The organism is Plantactinospora siamensis (assembly GCF_042434095.1).
Taxonomy (GTDB): Bacteria; Actinomycetota; Actinomycetes; order Mycobacteriales; family Micromonosporaceae; genus KBS50.
The window spans coordinates 168,610-185,881 of record NZ_JBHLUE010000034.1 but is presented as its reverse complement, the minus strand read 5'-3'; the positions used below and the strand labels follow the sequence as shown (position 1 = coordinate 185,881).

The 17,272-nt window shown below is 74.7% G+C and carries 16 protein-coding genes and 1 pseudogene; 10 read left to right on the top strand and 7 right to left on the bottom strand.

Going from position 1 to position 17,272, the window contains the following annotated elements; all coding sequences use genetic code 11:
- Positions 1 to 61: 61 nt before the first annotated feature.
- Entirely contained in the window at positions 62 to 1,249 is a 1,188-nt protein-coding gene (locus ACFFHU_RS29960; protein WP_377343845.1) for a lytic murein transglycosylase, read from the bottom strand.
- A gap of 58 nt (positions 1,250 to 1,307) precedes the next feature.
- Here ACFFHU_RS29960 and ACFFHU_RS29955 point away from each other — a divergent pair, with 58 nt between their 5' ends.
- Together ACFFHU_RS29955 and ACFFHU_RS29950 are read left to right on the top strand one after the other, a co-directional pair.
- Entirely contained in the window at positions 1,308 to 1,526 is a 219-nt protein-coding gene (locus ACFFHU_RS29955) for an FmdB family zinc ribbon protein (RefSeq protein WP_377343844.1), read from the top strand.
- Positions 1,527 to 1,718: 192 nt separating this feature from the next.
- Entirely contained in the window at positions 1,719 to 4,568 is a 2,850-nt protein-coding gene (locus ACFFHU_RS29950; protein ID WP_377343842.1) for an ATP-binding protein, read from the top strand.
- Positions 4,569 to 4,617: 49 nt separating this feature from the next.
- Here ACFFHU_RS29950 and ACFFHU_RS29945 read toward each other — a convergent pair whose 3' ends face one another.
- Complete coding sequence (locus ACFFHU_RS29945; RefSeq protein WP_377343841.1) at positions 4,618 to 5,622, bottom strand: ATP-dependent DNA ligase; 1,005 nt, start codon at positions 5,620 to 5,622, stop codon at positions 4,618 to 4,620.
- Between the two features lie 115 nt (positions 5,623 to 5,737).
- Here ACFFHU_RS29945 and ACFFHU_RS29940 point away from each other — a divergent pair, with 115 nt between their 5' ends.
- The gene (locus tag ACFFHU_RS29940; protein WP_377343840.1) at positions 5,738 to 6,370 is read left to right on the top strand and encodes an NADPH-dependent F420 reductase; all 633 of its coding nucleotides are present in this window, start codon (positions 5,738 to 5,740) and stop codon (positions 6,368 to 6,370) included.
- Between the two features lie 101 nt (positions 6,371 to 6,471).
- Positions 6,472 to 7,665, top strand: coding sequence for a hypothetical protein (locus ACFFHU_RS29935; protein WP_377343839.1), 1,194 nt, complete (start codon positions 6,472 to 6,474; stop codon positions 7,663 to 7,665).
- A gap of 58 nt (positions 7,666 to 7,723) precedes the next feature.
- Here ACFFHU_RS29935 and crcB (ACFFHU_RS29930) read toward each other — a convergent pair whose 3' ends face one another.
- The 3 genes from crcB (ACFFHU_RS29930) to ACFFHU_RS29920 form a co-directional block, all read right to left on the bottom strand.
- Positions 7,724 to 8,101 carry a fluoride efflux transporter CrcB gene (gene crcB, locus ACFFHU_RS29930; protein ID WP_377344070.1) on the bottom strand — a complete coding sequence of 126 codons (378 nt, stop codon included), beginning with the start codon at positions 8,099 to 8,101 and terminating at the stop codon, positions 7,724 to 7,726.
- On the bottom strand, positions 8,101 to 8,589 hold the full coding sequence (gene crcB, locus ACFFHU_RS29925) for a fluoride efflux transporter CrcB (RefSeq protein WP_377343838.1): 489 nt from the start codon (positions 8,587 to 8,589) through the stop codon (positions 8,101 to 8,103). The genes crcB (ACFFHU_RS29930) and crcB (ACFFHU_RS29925) overlap by 1 nt, the downstream gene beginning before the upstream one ends.
- A gap of 134 nt (positions 8,590 to 8,723) precedes the next feature.
- Positions 8,724 to 9,578, bottom strand: coding sequence for an alpha/beta fold hydrolase (locus ACFFHU_RS29920; RefSeq protein WP_377343837.1), 855 nt, complete (start codon positions 9,576 to 9,578; stop codon positions 8,724 to 8,726).
- Positions 9,579 to 9,698: 120 nt separating this feature from the next.
- Here ACFFHU_RS29920 and corA point away from each other — a divergent pair, with 120 nt between their 5' ends.
- Positions 9,699 to 10,718: a magnesium/cobalt transporter CorA gene (gene corA / locus ACFFHU_RS29915; RefSeq protein WP_377343836.1), complete on the top strand. Its 1,020-nt coding sequence runs from the start codon at positions 9,699 to 9,701 to the stop codon at positions 10,716 to 10,718.
- A 140-nt stretch (positions 10,719 to 10,858) separates the two neighbouring features.
- Here the strand turns inward: corA and ACFFHU_RS29910 are convergent, their stop codons facing one another.
- Positions 10,859 to 11,170, bottom strand: coding sequence for a metal-sensitive transcriptional regulator (locus tag ACFFHU_RS29910; RefSeq protein WP_377343835.1), 312 nt, complete (start codon positions 11,168 to 11,170; stop codon positions 10,859 to 10,861).
- Between the two features lie 154 nt (positions 11,171 to 11,324).
- On the opposite strand from ACFFHU_RS29910, the gene ACFFHU_RS29905 reads away from it, so the two are divergent.
- The 5 genes and pseudogenes from ACFFHU_RS29905 to ACFFHU_RS29890 all read left to right on the top strand — a co-directional run bounded on the left by ACFFHU_RS29905 (position 11,325) and on the right by ACFFHU_RS29890 (position 15,739).
- The gene (locus ACFFHU_RS29905; RefSeq protein ID WP_377343834.1) at positions 11,325 to 11,534 is read left to right on the top strand and encodes a heavy-metal-associated domain-containing protein; all 210 of its coding nucleotides are present in this window, start codon (positions 11,325 to 11,327) and stop codon (positions 11,532 to 11,534) included.
- A gap of 20 nt (positions 11,535 to 11,554) precedes the next feature.
- The gene (locus ACFFHU_RS29900; RefSeq protein ID WP_377343833.1) at positions 11,555 to 12,604 is read left to right on the top strand and encodes a DUF8832 domain-containing protein; all 1,050 of its coding nucleotides are present in this window, start codon (positions 11,555 to 11,557) and stop codon (positions 12,602 to 12,604) included.
- An 11-nt stretch (positions 12,605 to 12,615) separates the two neighbouring features.
- A pseudogene (locus ACFFHU_RS31745) lies at positions 12,616 to 13,968 on the top strand (heavy metal translocating P-type ATPase); the annotation flags it as partial.
- Positions 13,969 to 13,974: 6 nt separating this feature from the next.
- The gene (locus ACFFHU_RS31740; protein ID WP_446687015.1) at positions 13,975 to 15,417 is read left to right on the top strand and encodes an HAD-IC family P-type ATPase; all 1,443 of its coding nucleotides are present in this window, start codon (positions 13,975 to 13,977) and stop codon (positions 15,415 to 15,417) included.
- 31 nt (positions 15,418 to 15,448) lie between these two features.
- On the top strand, positions 15,449 to 15,739 hold the full coding sequence (locus tag ACFFHU_RS29890; protein WP_377343831.1) for a hypothetical protein: 291 nt from the start codon (positions 15,449 to 15,451) through the stop codon (positions 15,737 to 15,739).
- 770 nt (positions 15,740 to 16,509) lie between these two features.
- Here ACFFHU_RS29890 and ACFFHU_RS29885 read toward each other — a convergent pair.
- Complete coding sequence (locus tag ACFFHU_RS29885; protein ID WP_377343829.1) at positions 16,510 to 17,145, bottom strand: GAP family protein; 636 nt, start codon at positions 17,143 to 17,145, stop codon at positions 16,510 to 16,512.
- Between the last annotated feature and the right edge of the window lie 127 nt (positions 17,146 to 17,272).

Genomic DNA, 17,272 nt, shown 5'->3' with positions numbered 1-17,272 from the left:
CTTGCCGCCATCACCCGCCGCAGGGAAGTGCCCGGTCCGTCAATGTGGGGCGGACGTGCCGCTACGCGCGGCTGGCCGAACCGTACTGGTTGGCCGCGTCATAGACCTGCCGGGCGTACGGCTGGACCTCGTTGTACGACAGGATGGCGGCCCACCAGTCCTCCACGATGCTGAGGTTCCGGCCCTGGGCGCAGAGGTAGTTGGCGGCCGCGAGCGCCGCGTCGTTGAGATCCTGCGGGTCCGCCTGGCCGTCGTTGTCGGCGTCCACGCCGGAGGTGCGCCAGGTCGACGGGATGAACTGCATCGGGCCGAGCGCCCGGTCGAACTGCTTGTCGCCGTCGAGGGTGCCGCCGTCGGTGTCGGCGATCCGCTGCCGGCCGCCCTGGCCGTCCAGCGGCAGGCCGATGATCGGGGGCTGCACCCGGCCGTCCGGCTGCAACCTCGAGCCGTTGGCCGAGCCGTGGTCCGACTCGACCTTGCCGATCGCGGCCAGCGTGGTCCAGGTCAGCCCGCACGCCGGCTTGGTGCGGCCGAGGACCAGCTCGGCGTACCCGTACGCCTGCAGGGCCGTGACCGGGACCTGCACCTTGGCCGAGGTCTGCCGGGCCCACCCGGCCAGCGCCTCGGCGGGGTGGGCCGCCGGCGGCGCGCCGGTGGCGCCCGGCGGTGGCACCGCCGCGCCGGTGGTCGGCAGCGGTCCGGTGGGCGCGGGGATGACCGGCACGGTGGTGGCATCGGCCGGCGCGGAGGTGGCGACCGGCGCGGGGGAGTCGGCGGCCACCGGCCGCGGCGACCGGAGCGCGGTGGGCACGACCAGCGCCCCGGCCGCGCCGGTGGCCGCCACCACGATCAGCAGCAGCGTCGCCGGCACCGCCACCCGGCCGGCGGGCCGGCGGGACCAGGACCGCACCTGCCGACCGGCGAGGATGGCCGCGCGGCCCGGCGGCACCCTGCGCACGGCGTGGGCGAACCGGACCCGACGGCGGGACCGGGTCGCGGCCGTCGCGGCGGCCCCGGTCGGCGGAACTTCCACCATGGAGGCCGGCTCGGTCGCCGCGGATTCGCCGGCCGGCTCGATCGGCGCGGTGGGCGACCCGGCGGCGGCCGCGGACTTGCCGGCCGGCTCGGTCGTCGCGGTGGTGGGCGGGAGCTGCGCCGGTGGTCCGGCGGGGTCGGCCGGGCGTCGCTGTCCGGGCACCGCCGGCCGGAGCCGGTACGCCTCCCGACGGTGCTGTTCGCCATCCACCACGGCAGAAGAGTATTCCCCATGGCACCGAGATCGTCAGGTGCGGTCGTACCCTTGGCGCATGCCCCGTTACGAGTTCCGCTGCCGTGCCTGCGGCGATACGTTTGAGGTGAACCGCCCGATGTCCGAGGCGTCCGCGCCGGCCGCCTGCCCGAGCGGGCACGGTGACACGGTGAAGCTGCTGTCCACGGTGGCCGTGACCGGGCGGGGCGGCGGGGCCGCCGGCCCGGTGGGTGCGCCGGCCGGCGGCGGTTGCTGCGGCGGCGGGTGTGGTTGCTGACCGCCCGGCGTCCGTGATTTCCTAGGTTGTCGCTTCTCGCCTGGTCGGCGCGGGTAGGGTCGCTTGGTCGAGAACCTCACGCGATCACCGGTTGGCACCTTGGTACGCCGCGGGCCACCCGTTTCTACGATGCGCCGGGAAGCCGTTGTGCGGCAGCATGTACGCGACTGCCAGGGGGCGGAGGTTCGACGCATGTCGGCACGGAATCACCTGCCCAGCGGCCTGGTGACCTTCCTGTTCACCGACATCGAGGGCTCCACGCGGTTGGCCCAGATGCTCGGTGCCGGCTACCGGCCGGTGCTCAGCGAACACCGACGCCTGCTGCGGACCACCCTCGCGGCCAGCGGCGGAACCGAGCTGTTCACCGAGGGTGACTCGTTCTTCGTGGCGTTCCCCGACGCCTCGGCCGCGCTGGACGCCTGCCTGGCGGCCCAGCGGGCGCTCGCCGAGCACGACTGGCCCACCCCCGACTCAGTGCCGCGGGTCCGGATGGGACTGCACACCGGGCACGCCGAACCGATGGCGGGCGAGTACGCGAGCGCCGAGGTGCACCGGGCCGCGCGGATCGCCGCGGCCGCGCACGGCGGCCAGGTGCTCTGCTCGGGCGCCACGGCCCGGTACGCCACGCCGCTGCCCCCGGGCGTCTCGCTGCTGGATCTCGGCCTGCACCGGCTGCGCGGCTTCGACGACCGGGAGCGGCTGTTCCAACTGGTGGCGCCGGGCCTGGAACGGCAGTTCCCCCGGCCGCGGACCGCCGACAACATCCCGCACAACCTGCCCACCCAGGCCACCTCGTTCGTGGGCCGGGGCGCCGAGCGGTCCGAGCTGCGCCGGCTCACCCAGGCCAACCGGCTGGTCACCGTGGTGGGCGCGGGCGGCGCCGGCAAGACCCGGCTGGCCGTCGAGGTCGCCGCCGGCGTGGTGGAGGCGCATCCGGACGGGGTCTGGTTCGTGGACGTGGCGACGGTCACCGATCCCGGGCTGGTGGCGTTCGCCATCGCCGCCGTGCTCGGGCTCCGGCCGGAACCCGGCCGCCCCATGGTGGAGACGCTGGTCGAGTACGCGGCGTCCCGCCGGGTGCTGTTCGTGCTGGACACCTGCGACGCCCAACCGGCCGCCACGGCCGAGGTGATCTCCCGGCTGCTGGCCGGCGGTGGCGGGGTACGGGTGCTGGCCACCAGCCGCGAGTCGTTCGGGCTGCCCGGCGAGGTGGTCTGGCGGATCCCGCCGCTCTCCGGCGAGCCCGGCCCGGACGGTTCTCCCAGCGACGCGCTCGCGCTGCTGCTGGACCGCACGGCCGCCGCCCGCGGTGGCCGGCCCGCCGGCTCGGCGGAGATCGACGGGTTGCAGCGGGTGGCCGCCCGGCTCGACGGGTTGCCACTGGCCATCGAGCTGGCCGCCGCGCGGCTCCGGGTGCTGTCGGCCGGCCAGCTCGCCGAGCGGCTCGACGACGTGCTGGGGGCGCTCGACGCCGGGCGGGAGGGGCCCGAGCGGCCGGTGGCCAACGGCCGCCGGTGGATGGGCAACCAGCACGACACGGTGGACCTGGCGGCCGCCGCCATGGGCGGCGCGCCGGTGCCGGGCGTCCGCGCCGCCCAGCGCTCGGCCATCCAGCGGCACGTCACCATGCAGGCCACCGTCACCTGGTCGTACCGCACCCTCAGCCCGCGGTCCGCCCGGCTGCTGCGCTGGCTGGCGGTGTTCTCCGGGCCGGTGGATCTGGCCACCGTGGAGTGGCTGATGGAGGACGACGACCCGCTCGACGCGTTGTCGGTGCTGGTGGACAAGTCGATGGTGCAGGCCGAGCCGCACGCCTCCGGGAGCACCTACCGGATGCTCGACCCGATCCGCGCGTACGCGGCCCGCCGGCTGGCCGACGCGGGCGAGGAGGAGACGGCGCGCAACCGCCACGTGGCCTGGTGCCTGCACGCGTTGCGGCGCGCGGGCCTGGGCTCGGACGGCCAGCCGGTCACGCTGTCGCTGTACGCGCTCGATCCGCTCGCCGACGAGCTGCGCGCGGCGCTGCGCTGGACGGCCACCCGCGGAAGCGCCCGGAACGGCCTGCAGCTGGCCGCCGGCCTCGGTCACTGGTGGCGGGAGCGCGGGCTGGCCCGGGAGGGTCGGCTGTGGCTGTTCCGGCTCTATGGCCGGATCGCCGAGACCGGGGAGCAGATCCCCGAGGCCGAGCTGGCCGCGACGTACCATATGCACTCGCTGCAGGCCGGCGCGGACGGTGAGCTGGCCGAGGAGCTGCGGTTCTCGCAGCGGGCCGAGGCCGCGGCGCGGCGGGCCGGCGACGCCGGCCTGCTGGCCCGGGTGCTGGCCGGTCGGGCCGCGCCGCTGATCGACATGGCCCAGTTCACCGAGGCCGAGCGGGTCTGTCGCGAGGTGATCGGCTGGGCCGACGACAACGGCGTGCCCGGCGACGCGCTGTTCGCCATCTTCCGGCTGGCCGAGCTGCTGTGGCGGCGCGGGGCGCTGGAGGAGGCGGCCGAGTTGCTCGCCTCGGCCCGACCGATCGAGACGGCGCTGCCCGTCGAGCGCGGCCGGCGCTCCGTGGACATGGTGCTCGGGATGGTGGCGCTGGCTCGCGGCGACCTGGTGGCCGCGCACGATCACCTGGTGGTGGCGCTGCGGTCGCGGATGAACCACGGCTTCCACGGCCGGGCCTGTGACACCCTCACGGCCATGGCGGTGCGCTGCGCCTGGGGCGCCGAGCCGGTGCTCGCGGCCCGGCTGTTCGGCGCGGCGCAGGCGGCCGGCACGGCGCTGCGGTGCGCGCCCGGCATCTACAGCAGCTACTGGCTGCGGGAGCAGGCGGCGGTCCGCGAGGTGCTCGGCGATCGCGCCTTCGACGCCGCGTACGCCGAGGGGGCCCGGCTGAGCCTGGAGGAGGCGGTCGCGCTGGCGCTCGCCGTCGACCACCCCGACCTGGCCGCCGGCTCGGGCCGGTTCACCGGGATCGAGACGCCGAAGCAGCGCGCCGGCGAGGGCGGCGAGCTGGTGCGTTGGCAGGCCACCGAGCATCCCGAGGGCGGCTGACCCGCTCGGCGTCCGGACGGGGAGGTCGCGGCCGCGGGACCGTCCCGCGTCAGGCCGCCGGGCCGGTGCCGGGGTCGGCCGCGCCGTCCTCCAGCCGGGGCACGTCGACATCCCGCAGGTCGGCGCGGACCCGGACGTGCCGGACGCCGTGCCGGAAGCGGTGCCATTCGTACGCCGTGTCATGCGAGATCTCGGCCACCACGGTGGGCTCGACCGGCTCGTACGGCAGCGGCTCGGGGCGGGGCAGCCGGCCGGACCAGGCGGCCGGCAGCGGGCGCGGCCACGGGTGGCGCACCGCGGGGCGCAGCAGCGGGGCGATCTCCCGGCGCTGCGCGGGGGCGAGCGGACCGCTCCGGCCGACGTACCGGAGCCGGCCGTCGTGGTCGTACCGGCCGTAGAGCAGCGTGTCCAGCTCGCCGGTGAAGCCGCCCACCACGGCCTCGGTGGTGGAGCGGTAGCGGTACTTGCCCCAGCCCCGCCGTCCCGGCCGGTACCGGCCGGCGGCGGCCTTGACCAGCAGCCCCTCCACCCCGACCGGAACCCAGTCGGCGAGCCACCGGGCCGCCACGTCCGGGTCCGTGGTCTGCGGGCAGAGGGCCAGCTGCGGCGGCGCGGCGGCCAGCAGCCCGGCCAGGGCCTTCCGGCGGTAGGTGAGGGGGCGGTCCAGCAGCACCTCGCCGGGGTGTTCGAGCAGGTCGAAGCACACCACGTGGGCGGGGTGCCGGCGGGCCAGCCCGGGCAGGCGGCCGCCGGCCGACAGCCGCTGCTGGAGCCGGGCGAAGCTCGTCCGGTCGCCGGCCCAGACGACCAGTTCGCCGTCCAGGACGCTGCCGGCCGGTACGGCGGCGGCCACCGCCTCGACCACCTCCGGGAAGTAGCCGTGCAGCGGTCGCCCGGCCCGGGACTGCAGGTAGACCCCGCGGGAGTCGCGGAAGGCCAGCACCCGGAACCCGTCGAACTTCGGTTCCAGCAGGCAACCGCCCGGGCAGGACGCCGGCGCGGGCAGCTCCGGCAGGGTCCGGGCGAGCATCGGCTCGATCGGCGGTCGCAGCATGTCCGGGTGATCGTGCTACCTGCCCGGGTGAGGCGGCGGCCGGAACGCCTCGGCCCGGTCCGGGCTGTTTGCCCTGGTCGAGGCCGGGTAACCGGGCGCGCCGGAAGGGGGTCGGGTGCGCATCGGAATCCTGGGCTGCGGCCGGATCGGCAGCACGCTCGCGCGGCACTTCGCGGCGGCCGGCCACGAGGTGATGGTGGCCAACTCCCGCGACCCCGGGACCCTGGCCCCGGTCGCCAACGAGCTGGGCCGGGTGCGGGCCACGACCGTGCCGGGCGCGGCCACCTTCGGCCCGGTGGTGGTGCTCGCCATCCCGTTCGGGCGGCGCCGCGAGCTGCCGGCGGCGCTGCTGAGCGGCCGGATCGTCATCGACACCACCAACCACCAGCCGGACCGGGACGGCCCGGCGCCGGAGCTCGACGGCGGCGCGCTGGGCAGCAGCGAGGTGATCCAGCGGCAGCTGCCGGGCAGCCGGGTGGTCAAGGCCTTCAACACGATGCGCTGGGATCACCTGCGTGACTACGCCCACGAGGCCGGCGCGTTGGAGCGGTACGGCATCCCGGTGGCCGGGGACGACGAGCCGGCCAAGCGGACGGTGATGGACCTGGTCGAGCAGCTCGGCTTCCAACCGGTCGACGCGGGCGACCTGCGGCACGGTGGCCGGCGGCAGGAACCGGGCGGCCCGGTCTTCCTGGCCGACCTGACCGCCGCCGACCTGCAGTCCCGCCTCGCCCAACCGGCCCGCTGAGGAGCCCCCCAACCGCGTCGGGTGGGGTGATCAGGCTTAGGGGCGGGTTAAGACTGGGCGGGGAGGTCGCGGGGGGCGGCGAGGTTGCCTAGCATCGTCGGGTGCGTTCTCGTACCCTCCCCGCGCTCGCCGCCGTCCTCTGCGCGGCCGGCCTCGCGCTCGCCGGCTGTGGCGCCAAGGGCGAGCCCGGGCGGCCCACGTTCGTGGCCGGCAGCGTCGCCCCCACCTCGGCCGCGGCGGACCCGGCGTCCCCGTCGGCCGCGGCGCCCAGCCCGAGCGGCTCGCCGCGACCCTCGCCGAGCCGGCCGGCGGCGGCCGCGTTCAAGGCCGGCAACCCGTCCGGGCACGCGAGCGTGCCGGCCGAGGCGAGGGCCGTGGACACCAGCCACCCCACCCGGCGGATCGGCACCGGTACGCCCGCCAGCTGCACCTCCCGGGCGGTGGTGGCGGCCGTGGCGGCCGGTGGGGTCATCACCTTCAACTGCGGACCGGCGCCGGTGACCATCACGATGACCGCCACCGCGAAGGTACGCAACGCCAGCTCCCGGGTGGTGCTGGACGGCGGGGGCCTGGTCACGCTCAGCGGCGGTGGCAACCGGCGGATCCTCTACCTGAACACCTGTGACCAGGCGCAAGGATGGACCACCTCGCACTGCCAGAACCAGGCCAGTCCGCAGGTCGTGGTGCAGAACCTCGCGTTCACCGGCGGCAACTCCACCGGGGACCGGACCGAGGGCGGCGGCGGGGGCGCGATCTTCGTCCGGGGTGGACAGTTCCGGGTGGTGAACTCCCGGTTCACCGCCAACCGCTGCGACACCACCGGGCCCGACCTGGGCGGCGCGGCGCTGCGGGTGCTCAGCCAGTACGAGAACCGGCCGGTGTACGTCGTACGCAGCACGTTCTCCGGCGGGCGGTGTTCGAACGGCGGCGCCACCAGCAGCATCGGGGTGTCCTGGGTCTTCCTCAACAGCGCGCTGACCGGCAACTCGGCGATCGGCAACGGCGCCAACCCGGCGAAGGGCGGCACGCCCGGCGGCGGCAGCGGCGGGGCGATCTACTGCGACGGCAACGAGTTCACGGTGCGGATCGCCGGGACGGTCATCACGGGCAACCACGCCAACGAGGGCGGCGGCGCGGTCTTCTTCGTGAGCAACAACCGGACCGGCACGATGCGGATCGAGAACTCGACGCTGCGCGGCAACCCGAGCGCCAAGTTCGAGACGGCCGGCCTCCCCGGCATCTTCTTCCTGGGCGCCCGCAACCCCTCGGTTACCGCCTCCACGCTCCGCCGCTAGCCCCTCGGCGCTGGACGGATGGTCGGCGCTGGACGGATGGTCGGCGCTGGACGGATGGTCAGGCCGGCCAGATGGCCTCGGCGAGGGTGACGCCGGCGAAGGCGGCGCCCAGGCCGGCCACCACGCTCGCGACCACGTTGAGCAGCGCGTGAAAGCGGTCGCCGTCCTCGAACAGCCGGACGGTCTCGTAGCCGAACGTGGAGTAGGTGCTCAGCGCCCCGCACAGGCCGGTGCCGAGCAGGGTCACCACCGAACCGGGCACCCCGCCCGCGGCGGCGCCGCCGATGAGCACGCCGAGGATCAGCGAGCCGCCGACGTTCACCGCGAGGGTGCCCCAGGGGAAGGCCGAGTCGTGGCGGGCCTGCACCGCCCGGTCCACCAGGTAGCGCAGCGGCGCGCCGATCGCGGCGCCGAGCGCCACCAGCAGCACGCTGATCACCGGACGCCGCCGGCCGGAACACGCGGCGCGCCGGTGGCCAGGCGGGCGAGGACCATGCCGGCGCGGACCGCGACCAGGGCCGCCAGCACCGTCGCGGCGAGGTAGAGCAGCGCCGTCCGGGGGTGTCCGGCCGCGACGCCCTGCTGGATGTCGACCGCGTACGTCGAGAACGTGGTGTAGCCGCCGAGCACGCCGACCCCGAGGAACGGGCGGGTCAGCCGGGGCGCCGCCCAGGTCTCGGTGATCAGCACCATGAGCACGCCGATGAGCAGGCAGCCGGAGACGTTGGTGCCGAAGGTGGCCCAGGGGAAGCTGCCGGGCCGGTGCGGCCAGGCGAGGCTCAGGCCGTACCGGGCGAGCGCGCCGAGCACGCCGCCGGCGGCGATGGCCGCAAGCAGGCTGCCGCGCCCGCGGGCCAGCTCGGCGCGCTGGGGCGCGACATGGAGGTCGACATCGGGGTCGGTCGGTGGTCGATCGGGTCGCACGGCGCGCTCCTACCAGTCATCGAGGGCTCTGGTAGGGACCGTTGGCGGCGTGCGCCGCGGTCCTCCCGCCGGTCGGCGGGGGCGGCGGGCCCCACCGCCGCGGGCTGCTCGCCCGCGACGGAGGATACCCGCGCTCAGCGCGCCATCGCCGGTTCGGGCGCGCCGATGAACTGCATGATCGCCCCGTTGACCTCCTCGGGGTGGGTCCACGGAATGGCATGCGGCGCGTCCTGCAGGGTGACGAGCTGGCTGTCCGGCAGCATCTCGTGCAGCCGGGGCGCCGTGTTCGGGTACGGCAGGACCTTGTCCGCGCTGCCGTGGATGATCAGCAGCGGTACGTCGATCCGCGGTATGTCGGCCCGGAAGTCGGTCATCCAGGTCTTGATGCACTCATAGGTGGCGATCGGACTCGCGCTGACCGAGAGGTTCCAGTTGCCCCGGTACGCGTCCTCGCTGACCCGCTTGCCCCGGGTGTCCGGCCAGTTGAAGAAGTTGTTCAGGAACGTCGTCTGGTACGCGTACCGGTCGCTGGCCGCGGCGTCCAGAAAGCCCTCAAAGAGGCTCCGGTCCAGCCCCTCGGGGTTGTCGTCCGTCTTCAGCAGCATCGGGCCGAGCGTGCTGATCGTGACGGCCCGGTTGACCCGGGCCGACCCGTACGTGCCCAGATACCGGGCGATCTCGCCGGTCCCCATCGAGTGGCCGATCAGCACCGCGTCCCGCAGGTCGAGCTCGGTCATCAGGGTGTTCAGGTCGGACGCGAAGGTGTCGTAGTCGTACCCGCTGCCGGGCTGCGCCGAGTTGCCGAAACCCCGCCGGTCGTACGTGATGACCCGGTAGCCGGCGCCGAGCAGGGTGGGCACCTGCTTTTCCCAGGCCGCGCCGCTCAGCGGGTACCCGTGGATGAGCACCACCGGCGGACCGCTCCCGTAGTCGGTGTAGTAGAGGTCGATGGGGGCGGAGTTCTCCGCGCCGACCGCGATGAAGGGCATCGTGCTCTCCTTCGGTTCGGTTTCCCTTGCCCCGGTCGCGTTCCCGATCCCGGCGGGGGCATGCCAGGCATCTGACGCGGCAAAACGGGTATCCGGCCGCGCTCGCCGCCGGGAGGCCCCATGTCCGTGATCGACGCCGCCGTGTACGTCCGCGGCCAGCGCCGCGCCTCGCCGGCGACACTCGCCGACACGTACCGCTGCCTGCACGATCAGGACGACGCGATGGCGTGGATCGGGCTGTACCAGCCGGACGCCGACCAGATCGCCTCGCTGGCCCGCGAGTTCAAGCTGCACGAGCTGGCCGTCGAGGACGCGATCACCGCGCACCAGCGGCCCAAGCTGGAACGGTACGGCGACACCGTGTTCGTGGTGCTGCTGGCGGCCCGCTACCTGGAGTCCCGCGAGGAGGTCCGGTTCAGCGAGCTGCACGTCTTCATCGGCCCCGGGTTCGTGGTGACGGTCCGGCACGGCGCGGCGCCCGACCTGGCGGCCGTGCGCCGCCGGATGGAGAGCGAGCCGACGATGCTCGCGGCCGGTCCCCAGGCCGTGCTGTACGCGATCCTCGACCAGGTCGTCGACGGTTACATCCCGGTGGTGTCCGGCCTGGAGAACGACATCGACGAGATCGAGACGGAGGTCTTCGGCGGGGAGCCAACGGCGAGCCGGCGGATCTACGAGCTGAGCCGGGAGGTGATCGAGTTCCAGCGCGCGGCCCGGCCGCTGGCCGCGGTGCTCGACGCGCTGGACGCCGGGGCCACCCGGTACGAGACCGGTGAGGAACTGCGCCGATACCTGCGGGACGTGGCCGACCACCTGACCCAGGTGGTGGAGCGGGTGGACGGGTTCCGCCAGCTGCTGCAGAACATGCTGGCGGTCAACGCCACCCTGGTGGGGCAGCAGCAGAACGAGGAGATGAAGCGGCTCACCGAGGCCGGCTTCGCGCAGAACGAGGAGATCAAGAAGATCTCGGCCTGGGCGGCCATCCTGTTCGCGCCCACGTTGATCGGCACGGTCTACGGGATGAACTTCACGCACATGCCCGAGCTGGGCTGGCGGTTGGGCTACCCGCTCGCGCTGCTCCTGATGGCCCTGGTCTGCGGCGGCCTCTACCTCGCGTTCCGGCGCCGCAACTGGCTCTGAGCGCCGGTGCCGTCGGGACGCCGGCTCGGCCACGGGCGCCGGCGTCAGCCCGGCCGCGGGCGCCGGCGTCAGCTCGGCCGCGGGCGCCGGCGTCAGCTCGGCCGCGGGCGCCGGCGTCAGCTCGGCCGCGGGCGCCGGCGTCAGCCGCGCTTCATCAGGCGGCCGACGGCGGCCATCATCTCGGCGGCCATCTCGTCGGCCCGGCCCTCGGCCGCGCCCTCCCGCATGCAGTGCCGGGCGTGCCCGTCGAGCAGGCCGAGGGCGACCTTGTCGAGCGCGGCCTGGATGGCCGAGATCTGGGTCAGCACGTCGATGCAGTAGCGGTCGTCCTCGACCATCTTGTTGATGCCTCGTACCTGACCCTCGATCCGGCGCAGCCGGGCCGACAGCTGGTCCTTGCTGGCGGTGTAGCCCCGGGTCGGTCCGGCGGCCGGGGCGCTGGGTGCGGTCATGGGTCAAGGATAGCCGTTACCCGCAGGGGGTATGTTACGGTCCGTTCGCATACCCCTTGGGGGTACGTGCCTCCGCGTGTTATCCGGCGCACATCCGCCTTGCTAATACCCTAGGGGGGTATAAGTTGAAGACGGACCCGAGAGGAGAACCGTCATGGTCACCAACAGCTTCACCGTCCGCGGCATGACCTGTGAGCACTGCGTACGGGCGGTCAGCGGCGAGATCGGCGCGCTGCCGGGGGTCCGGGACGTCCAGGTGGACCTGGCAAACGGCCGGGTCGCCGTCACCAGCGAGGCCCCGCTGGATCCCGCCGCCGTGCGCGACGCCGTCGACGAGGCGGGCTACGAGCTCGCCGACGACTGACGGCCGGGATGGGGGTCACGATGGGCAACGCGCTGAAGCTGGGCGGCGCGACGCTCGGCCTCGCCGCGGTCTTCGGCGCGGCGTTCGGGGTGGGCCGGGTCGGTGGGCCGGTCGCCGGCGTCACCCGGCCGGTGGACGCCGCCGGGCCGGGCAGCCGCGTGTCGGCCCAGCACGGGACCGCACCCGCCGGCCACGATGCGGCCGGCTCCGGCCACGATCCGGCCGGCGCTGGAAAGGACGCTGCCGGTTCCGGGCACGACGCGGCCGGCGCGGCACACGATGCTGCCGGTTCCGGTTCCGGTTCCGGGCACGACGCGGCCGGCGGGGGGCACGACGCGGCCGGTTCCGGGTCGGATCCGGCGGACGCCGTCCCCGGCGGCCTGCAGGTGGCCGAGGGCGGCTACGCGCTGGTCCCGGTCGCCGCGGCCGCGGGCCAGCTCGCCTTCCGGATCACCGGGCCGGGCGGCGGGGCCGTCACCGCGTACGACGAGCGGCACGACAAGCGGATGCACCTCATCGTGGTCCGCCGGGACCTCTCCGGGTTCCGGCACGTCCACCCGGAGATGTCCCCGGACGGCACCTGGCGGGTGGCCGACCCGCTGACCGCGCCCGGCAGCTGGCGCGCCTTCGCAGACTTCCAGCCGACCGGGGGGTCGGCCCGGACGCTGGGCCTCGACCTGGCGGTGCCGGGCGCGTTCACGCCCCGCCCGCTTCCGGCGCCGGCCACCGTCTCCACCGTCGACGGTTACACGGTCACCCTGGCCGGCACGCCCGTGGCCGGCCGGACCAGCCGGCTGACCCTGACGGTCAGCCGGGGCGGCAGGCCGGTCACCGACCTGCAGCCATACCTCGGCGCGTACGGGCATCTGGTGGCGCTGCGCGCCGGCGACCTGGCGTACCTGCATGTGCATCCGGACGGCGGGCCCGGCGACGGCCGGACGGCGGCCGGCCCGGCGGTGACCTTCTTCGCCGAGGTGCCCACGGCCGGGACGTACCGGCTCTTCCTGGACTTCCGGCACGGCGGCGCCGTGCACACTGCGGAGTTCACGGTCGTGGCGGGGCAGGATTGAGGAGAGCGGCCATGACGACCACGAGCGGAACAGCACCGATGGCACCGAATCGGATCGAGCTGGCGATCGGGGGGATGACCTGCGCCTCCTGCGCGGCCCGGATCGAGAAGAAGCTGAACCGGCTGGACGGGGTGAGCGCCAGCGTCAACTACGCCACCGAGAAGGCGGACGTCCGGTACGCCGACGGGGTCACCCCGGAGCAGCTCATCACCACCGTGGAGAAGACCGGCTACACGGCCGCGCTGCCACCGGCGCCGGGGCCGGACCGGGACTCCCCGGCCGAGCCGGCGGACGAGCTGCGCGGCCTGCGTACCCGGCTGTGGGTGTCCGCGGCGCTGGCCGTGCCGGTGATCGCGCTGGCCATGGTCCCGGCCTGGCAGTTCGACTACTGGCAGTGGCTCTCGCTCACCCTTGCCGCGCCGGTCGTGGCGTACGGCGGATGGCCGTTCCACCGGGCCGCGGCCGTCAACCTGCGGCACGGCGCGGCCACCATGGACACCCTGGTGTCGCTCGGCACGCTCGCCGCGTTCGGCTGGTCGGTGTGGGCGCTGTTCCTCGGCGACGCCGGGATGCCGGGCATGACGCACCCGTTCCAGTTCGCCATCACCCGGGGCGACGGCGCCGGCGAGATCTACCTGGAGGCGGCTGCCGGGGTGACGGTGTTCATCCTGGCCGGCCGGTACTTCGAGGCCCGGTCCAAGCGGGTGGCCGGGGCCGCGTTGCGGGCGCTGCTCGAACTCGGCGCCCGGGACGTGGCCGTGCTCCGGGACGGGGTGGAGACACGGATGCCGGTCGACCGGCTCGTCGTGGGCGACCGGTTCGTGGTCCGGCCGGGCGAGAAGATCGGCACGGACGGGGTGGTCGAGGAGGGCGCCTCGGCCGTCGACGCCAGCATGCTCACCGGCGAGTCGGTGCCGGTCGAGGTGGGGCCCGGGGACGCGGTCGTGGGCGCCTGCGTCAACGCCGGTGGCCGGCTGGTGGTCCGGGCCACCCGGGTCGGCGGCGACACCCAGCTCGCCCAGATGGCCCGGCTGGTCGAGGAGGCACAATCGGGCAAGGCGGCCGTGCAGCGGCTCGCCGACCGGATCTCCGGGGTCTTCGTGCCCATCGTGATCGCGCTGGCCGTCGGCACCCTCGGCTGGTGGCTGGGCGCCGGCGCCGGACCGACGGCCGCGTTCACCGCGGCCGTGGCCGTGCTGATCATCGCCTGCCCGTGCGCGCTCGGCCTGGCCACCCCCACGGCGCTGCTCGTCGGCACCGGCCGCGGCGCCCAACTCGGCATCCTGATCAAGGGCCCCGAGGCGCTGGAATCGACCCGCCGGGTCGACACGGTGCTGCTGGACAAGACCGGCACGATCACCAGCGGCCGGATGGCGCTGGTGGACGTGCTGCCGGCCGACGGTGAGGATGTGGCCGAGCTGCTGCGCCTGGCCGGCGCCCTGGAGGCCGCCTCGGAACACCCGATAGCCCGAGCCATAGCGGCCGCCGCCGCTTCGGGCACCGTCCCGTCCGCCGGTTCGGGCACCGTCCCGGCCGCCGGTTCGGGCGCGGTCTCTGCCGCCGCCGCTTCGGGTGCCGTCCCGGTCGCCGCTTCGGGCGCCGCCACCCCGGGCGCTGCCGTGGCCGCCGCTTCGGGGGGTGCCGCCGTCAACCCGGGTCCCGTCCCGGCCGCCGCTTCGGGCGCCCCCACCCCGGGCGCTGCCGTGGCCGCCGCTTCGGGCGGCGGCGTCGCCACTCCGGGCGTCGCCGCGGCCGTTGCTTCGGACGGCGTTGCCGAGGCCAATCGGGGCGGCGTCGCCACTAACCGGGGTGCCGCCGCGGCCGTCGCTCCGGACGGCGCTGCCGAGGCCAATCGGGGCGGCGTCGTCGCCACCTCCGGTGCCGCCGCAACCTCGGGTGCCGCCGCAACCTCGGGTGCCGCCGCAACCTCGGGTGCTGGCGCCACCCCGGGTGCCGCCGCCACCTCGCGTGGCGTCGTCGCCGCCATTCCCAGTGTCTCCAAGGCCGCCACCACCACGCCGGCCGCCACCACCACGCCGGCCGCCGCCACCGCGGCGGCCGCACTGCCACCGGTGACCGCTTTCGGTAACGTCGAGGGGTTGGGGGTGACCGGCGAGGTCGACGGCCGCACCGTGACGGTGGGCCGGCTCCGGCTGCTGCGCGAGCGCGGACTCGACGTACCGCCGGAGGTGGAGCGGGCCGCGGCGGCCGCCGAGGCCGCGGGCCGGACGGCGGTGTTGGCCGGCTGGGCGGGTCGGGCCCGGGGCGTGCTCGCGGTGGCCGACACGGTGAAGCCCAGCAGCGGCCTCGCGGTGACCCGGCTGCGCGAGCTGGGCCTCGATCCGGTGCTGCTCACCGGCGACAATTCGACGGTGGCCCGGGCGGTGGCCGACGAGGTGGGCATCGCCGAGGTGATCGCCGAGGTGCTGCCGTCCGACAAGGTGGCGGTGGTCCGCCGGCTCCAGGCCGAGGGCCGGCGGGTGGCCATGGTGGGCGACGGGGTCAACGACGCCGCGGCGCTGGCCCAGGCCGACCTGGGGCTGGCCATGGGCACCGGCGCCGACGTGGCCATCGAGGCCTCGGACCTGACGCTTGTCCGCGGCGACCTCACGGCGGCGGTGGACGCGATCCGGCTGGCCCGCCGGACGCTGGGGACGATCCGCGGCAACCTGTTCTGGGCCTTTGCCTACAACGTGGCAGCCCTGCCGCTGGCCGCGGCCGGGCTGCTCAACCCGATGATTGCCGGCGCGGCCATGGCGTTCTCCTCGGTCTTCGTGGTGGCCAACAGCCTCCGGCTGCGCGCCTTCCGCTGACGGAGGGGACGCCGGCTCGGCCTCGGCGCGGATGGTGGGGCTGGTCGTGACCTCGGTGGTGGTCGTGGCGTTGGCGTCGATGCTGGTCGTGGCGTTGGTGGCGTTGGTGACGGTGCTGGTCGTGGCGTTGGCGGTGGCGCTGGTGCTGGCGCTGGCGCTGGCGCTGGCGCTGGCGCTGGCGCTGGTGGCGAGGCTGACCGGGCGGGGCCCGCCGGCGTACCGGGTCTGGTTGGGTCGTTCGCTCTTCTCGGCGCGCCGGGCCGGCATCATCGGCGCGAGCGGCGCATCAGCGGCCGAAATAGCACTTGGTCCGGCAGCATAGCTGCGGTGAAGCTTCTCGGCGTGCCGTTTCGCGAGCCCCCACGCGCGGCGCCGCGCCTGTGCGCGACGGAACTCTTCTGCTGCAGGAGAATAATTGCGTGCCCGGACTCGATCAGGCCTCGTCGCCATTTCCGCCCGGCCGAATAAACTGAGTTGTCCGCGCACTCGCCTATTATCTCAGAAATCAGCGGCATACCGACCCCGATCACCACGCGCATTTTCAGATGGAGCGCCTTTACGGCGACGACCTGCGACCATTCCGCCGCCCGCCGCCCGCCGCCCGCCGCCCGCCGCCCGCCGCCCGCCGCCCGCCGCCCGCCGCCCGCCGCCCGCCGCCCGCCGGCCGCCGCCCGCCGCCCGCCGCCCGGCCGGGGTGGCCTGCCGCCCGGGCGGGGCGGCGCTGGCCCGAGCTGCGCTGGCCGGGGCGGCACGGGTCGGAGCGGCGCTGGTCGGAGCAGCGCTGGCGGAAGGGCGCTGGCCGAGGCGGCACGGACTGGAGCAGCGCTGGTCGGAGCAGCGCTGGCGGATGTGGTCCACTCCCGCCCGCAAATAAACCCATATCCGATCCATGCGGTTCGGCCGCCGGCTCAGGGACAGAAATCTGTGGCAGCGTCGTTCCGTTCCGCGGCTCTGCGTCTTTGTGCATACCGTCCAGTGCTGGCACGTTCGGAATGCTCCGCTCAGCTGCCATCGTCTGCTTGCGCCGAATGGCTCATCGCCAGGTTCACCAGGCCGAGCAATGTCGAGGCGTCCGCGCTTCGGGAGGCCGAGTCACTTCGCCAGGTCGGAGCCGACTAGGGCGAGGAAGAACAGGATCACGAACTCGTTGACCAACCAGGAATGGCTGTTGGTCCAGTCGCGGATGCGGGGCAGGACGCCCGCGGCCCGCCGGCCGAGGGCGAGCACCAGCAGCAGCGGCAGGGCAAGCCAGAACAGGGTGAGCAGGATGAAGGGCAGCAGGTGCCACCACGGCCGGTCGTGCCGGGCCAGGCTCGCGCTCACCGACACCATCGTGAGGACGTCGCTCGGCATGGCCAGCAGGAGCAGTAGGCCCAGCCGGAACGCCAGGCCGGTGCTGGCATCCTGCAGCTTGCCCATCCACGCCGGTGGCCGGGACCGCCGCCGCCGTACGAAGATCAGCACCAGCAGCACCAGCAGCAGCGCCAGGACGAACCAGTCGATGGCCCGGTCGATCCCGGCCTTGTGACCGGACCCGCCGGCCGTGTGGACGAGCCGGAAGATCAGGTACGCCACGGTGGTCCCGGCGGTCACCCCGATGGCGGCCCCCAGCAGGTACGCCAGGCTGGCGCGCCGGACGTCGCGGCCGGTGGTCAGGAAGATCGCGGTGATCAGCTGCGGTCCGGCGACCATCACCACCGTCATGGGCAGCACGGTGAACAGATTCATCACGACCCCCGTCCTGCCCGTATTGTCCGTCCTCGCCCGGTCCCGGGCACCGGAACCCCGGATCCAACCCGCCGGATCCCGGACCCGACCCGCCGGAATCCCGGAGCTGACCCGCCGGAGCCCCGGA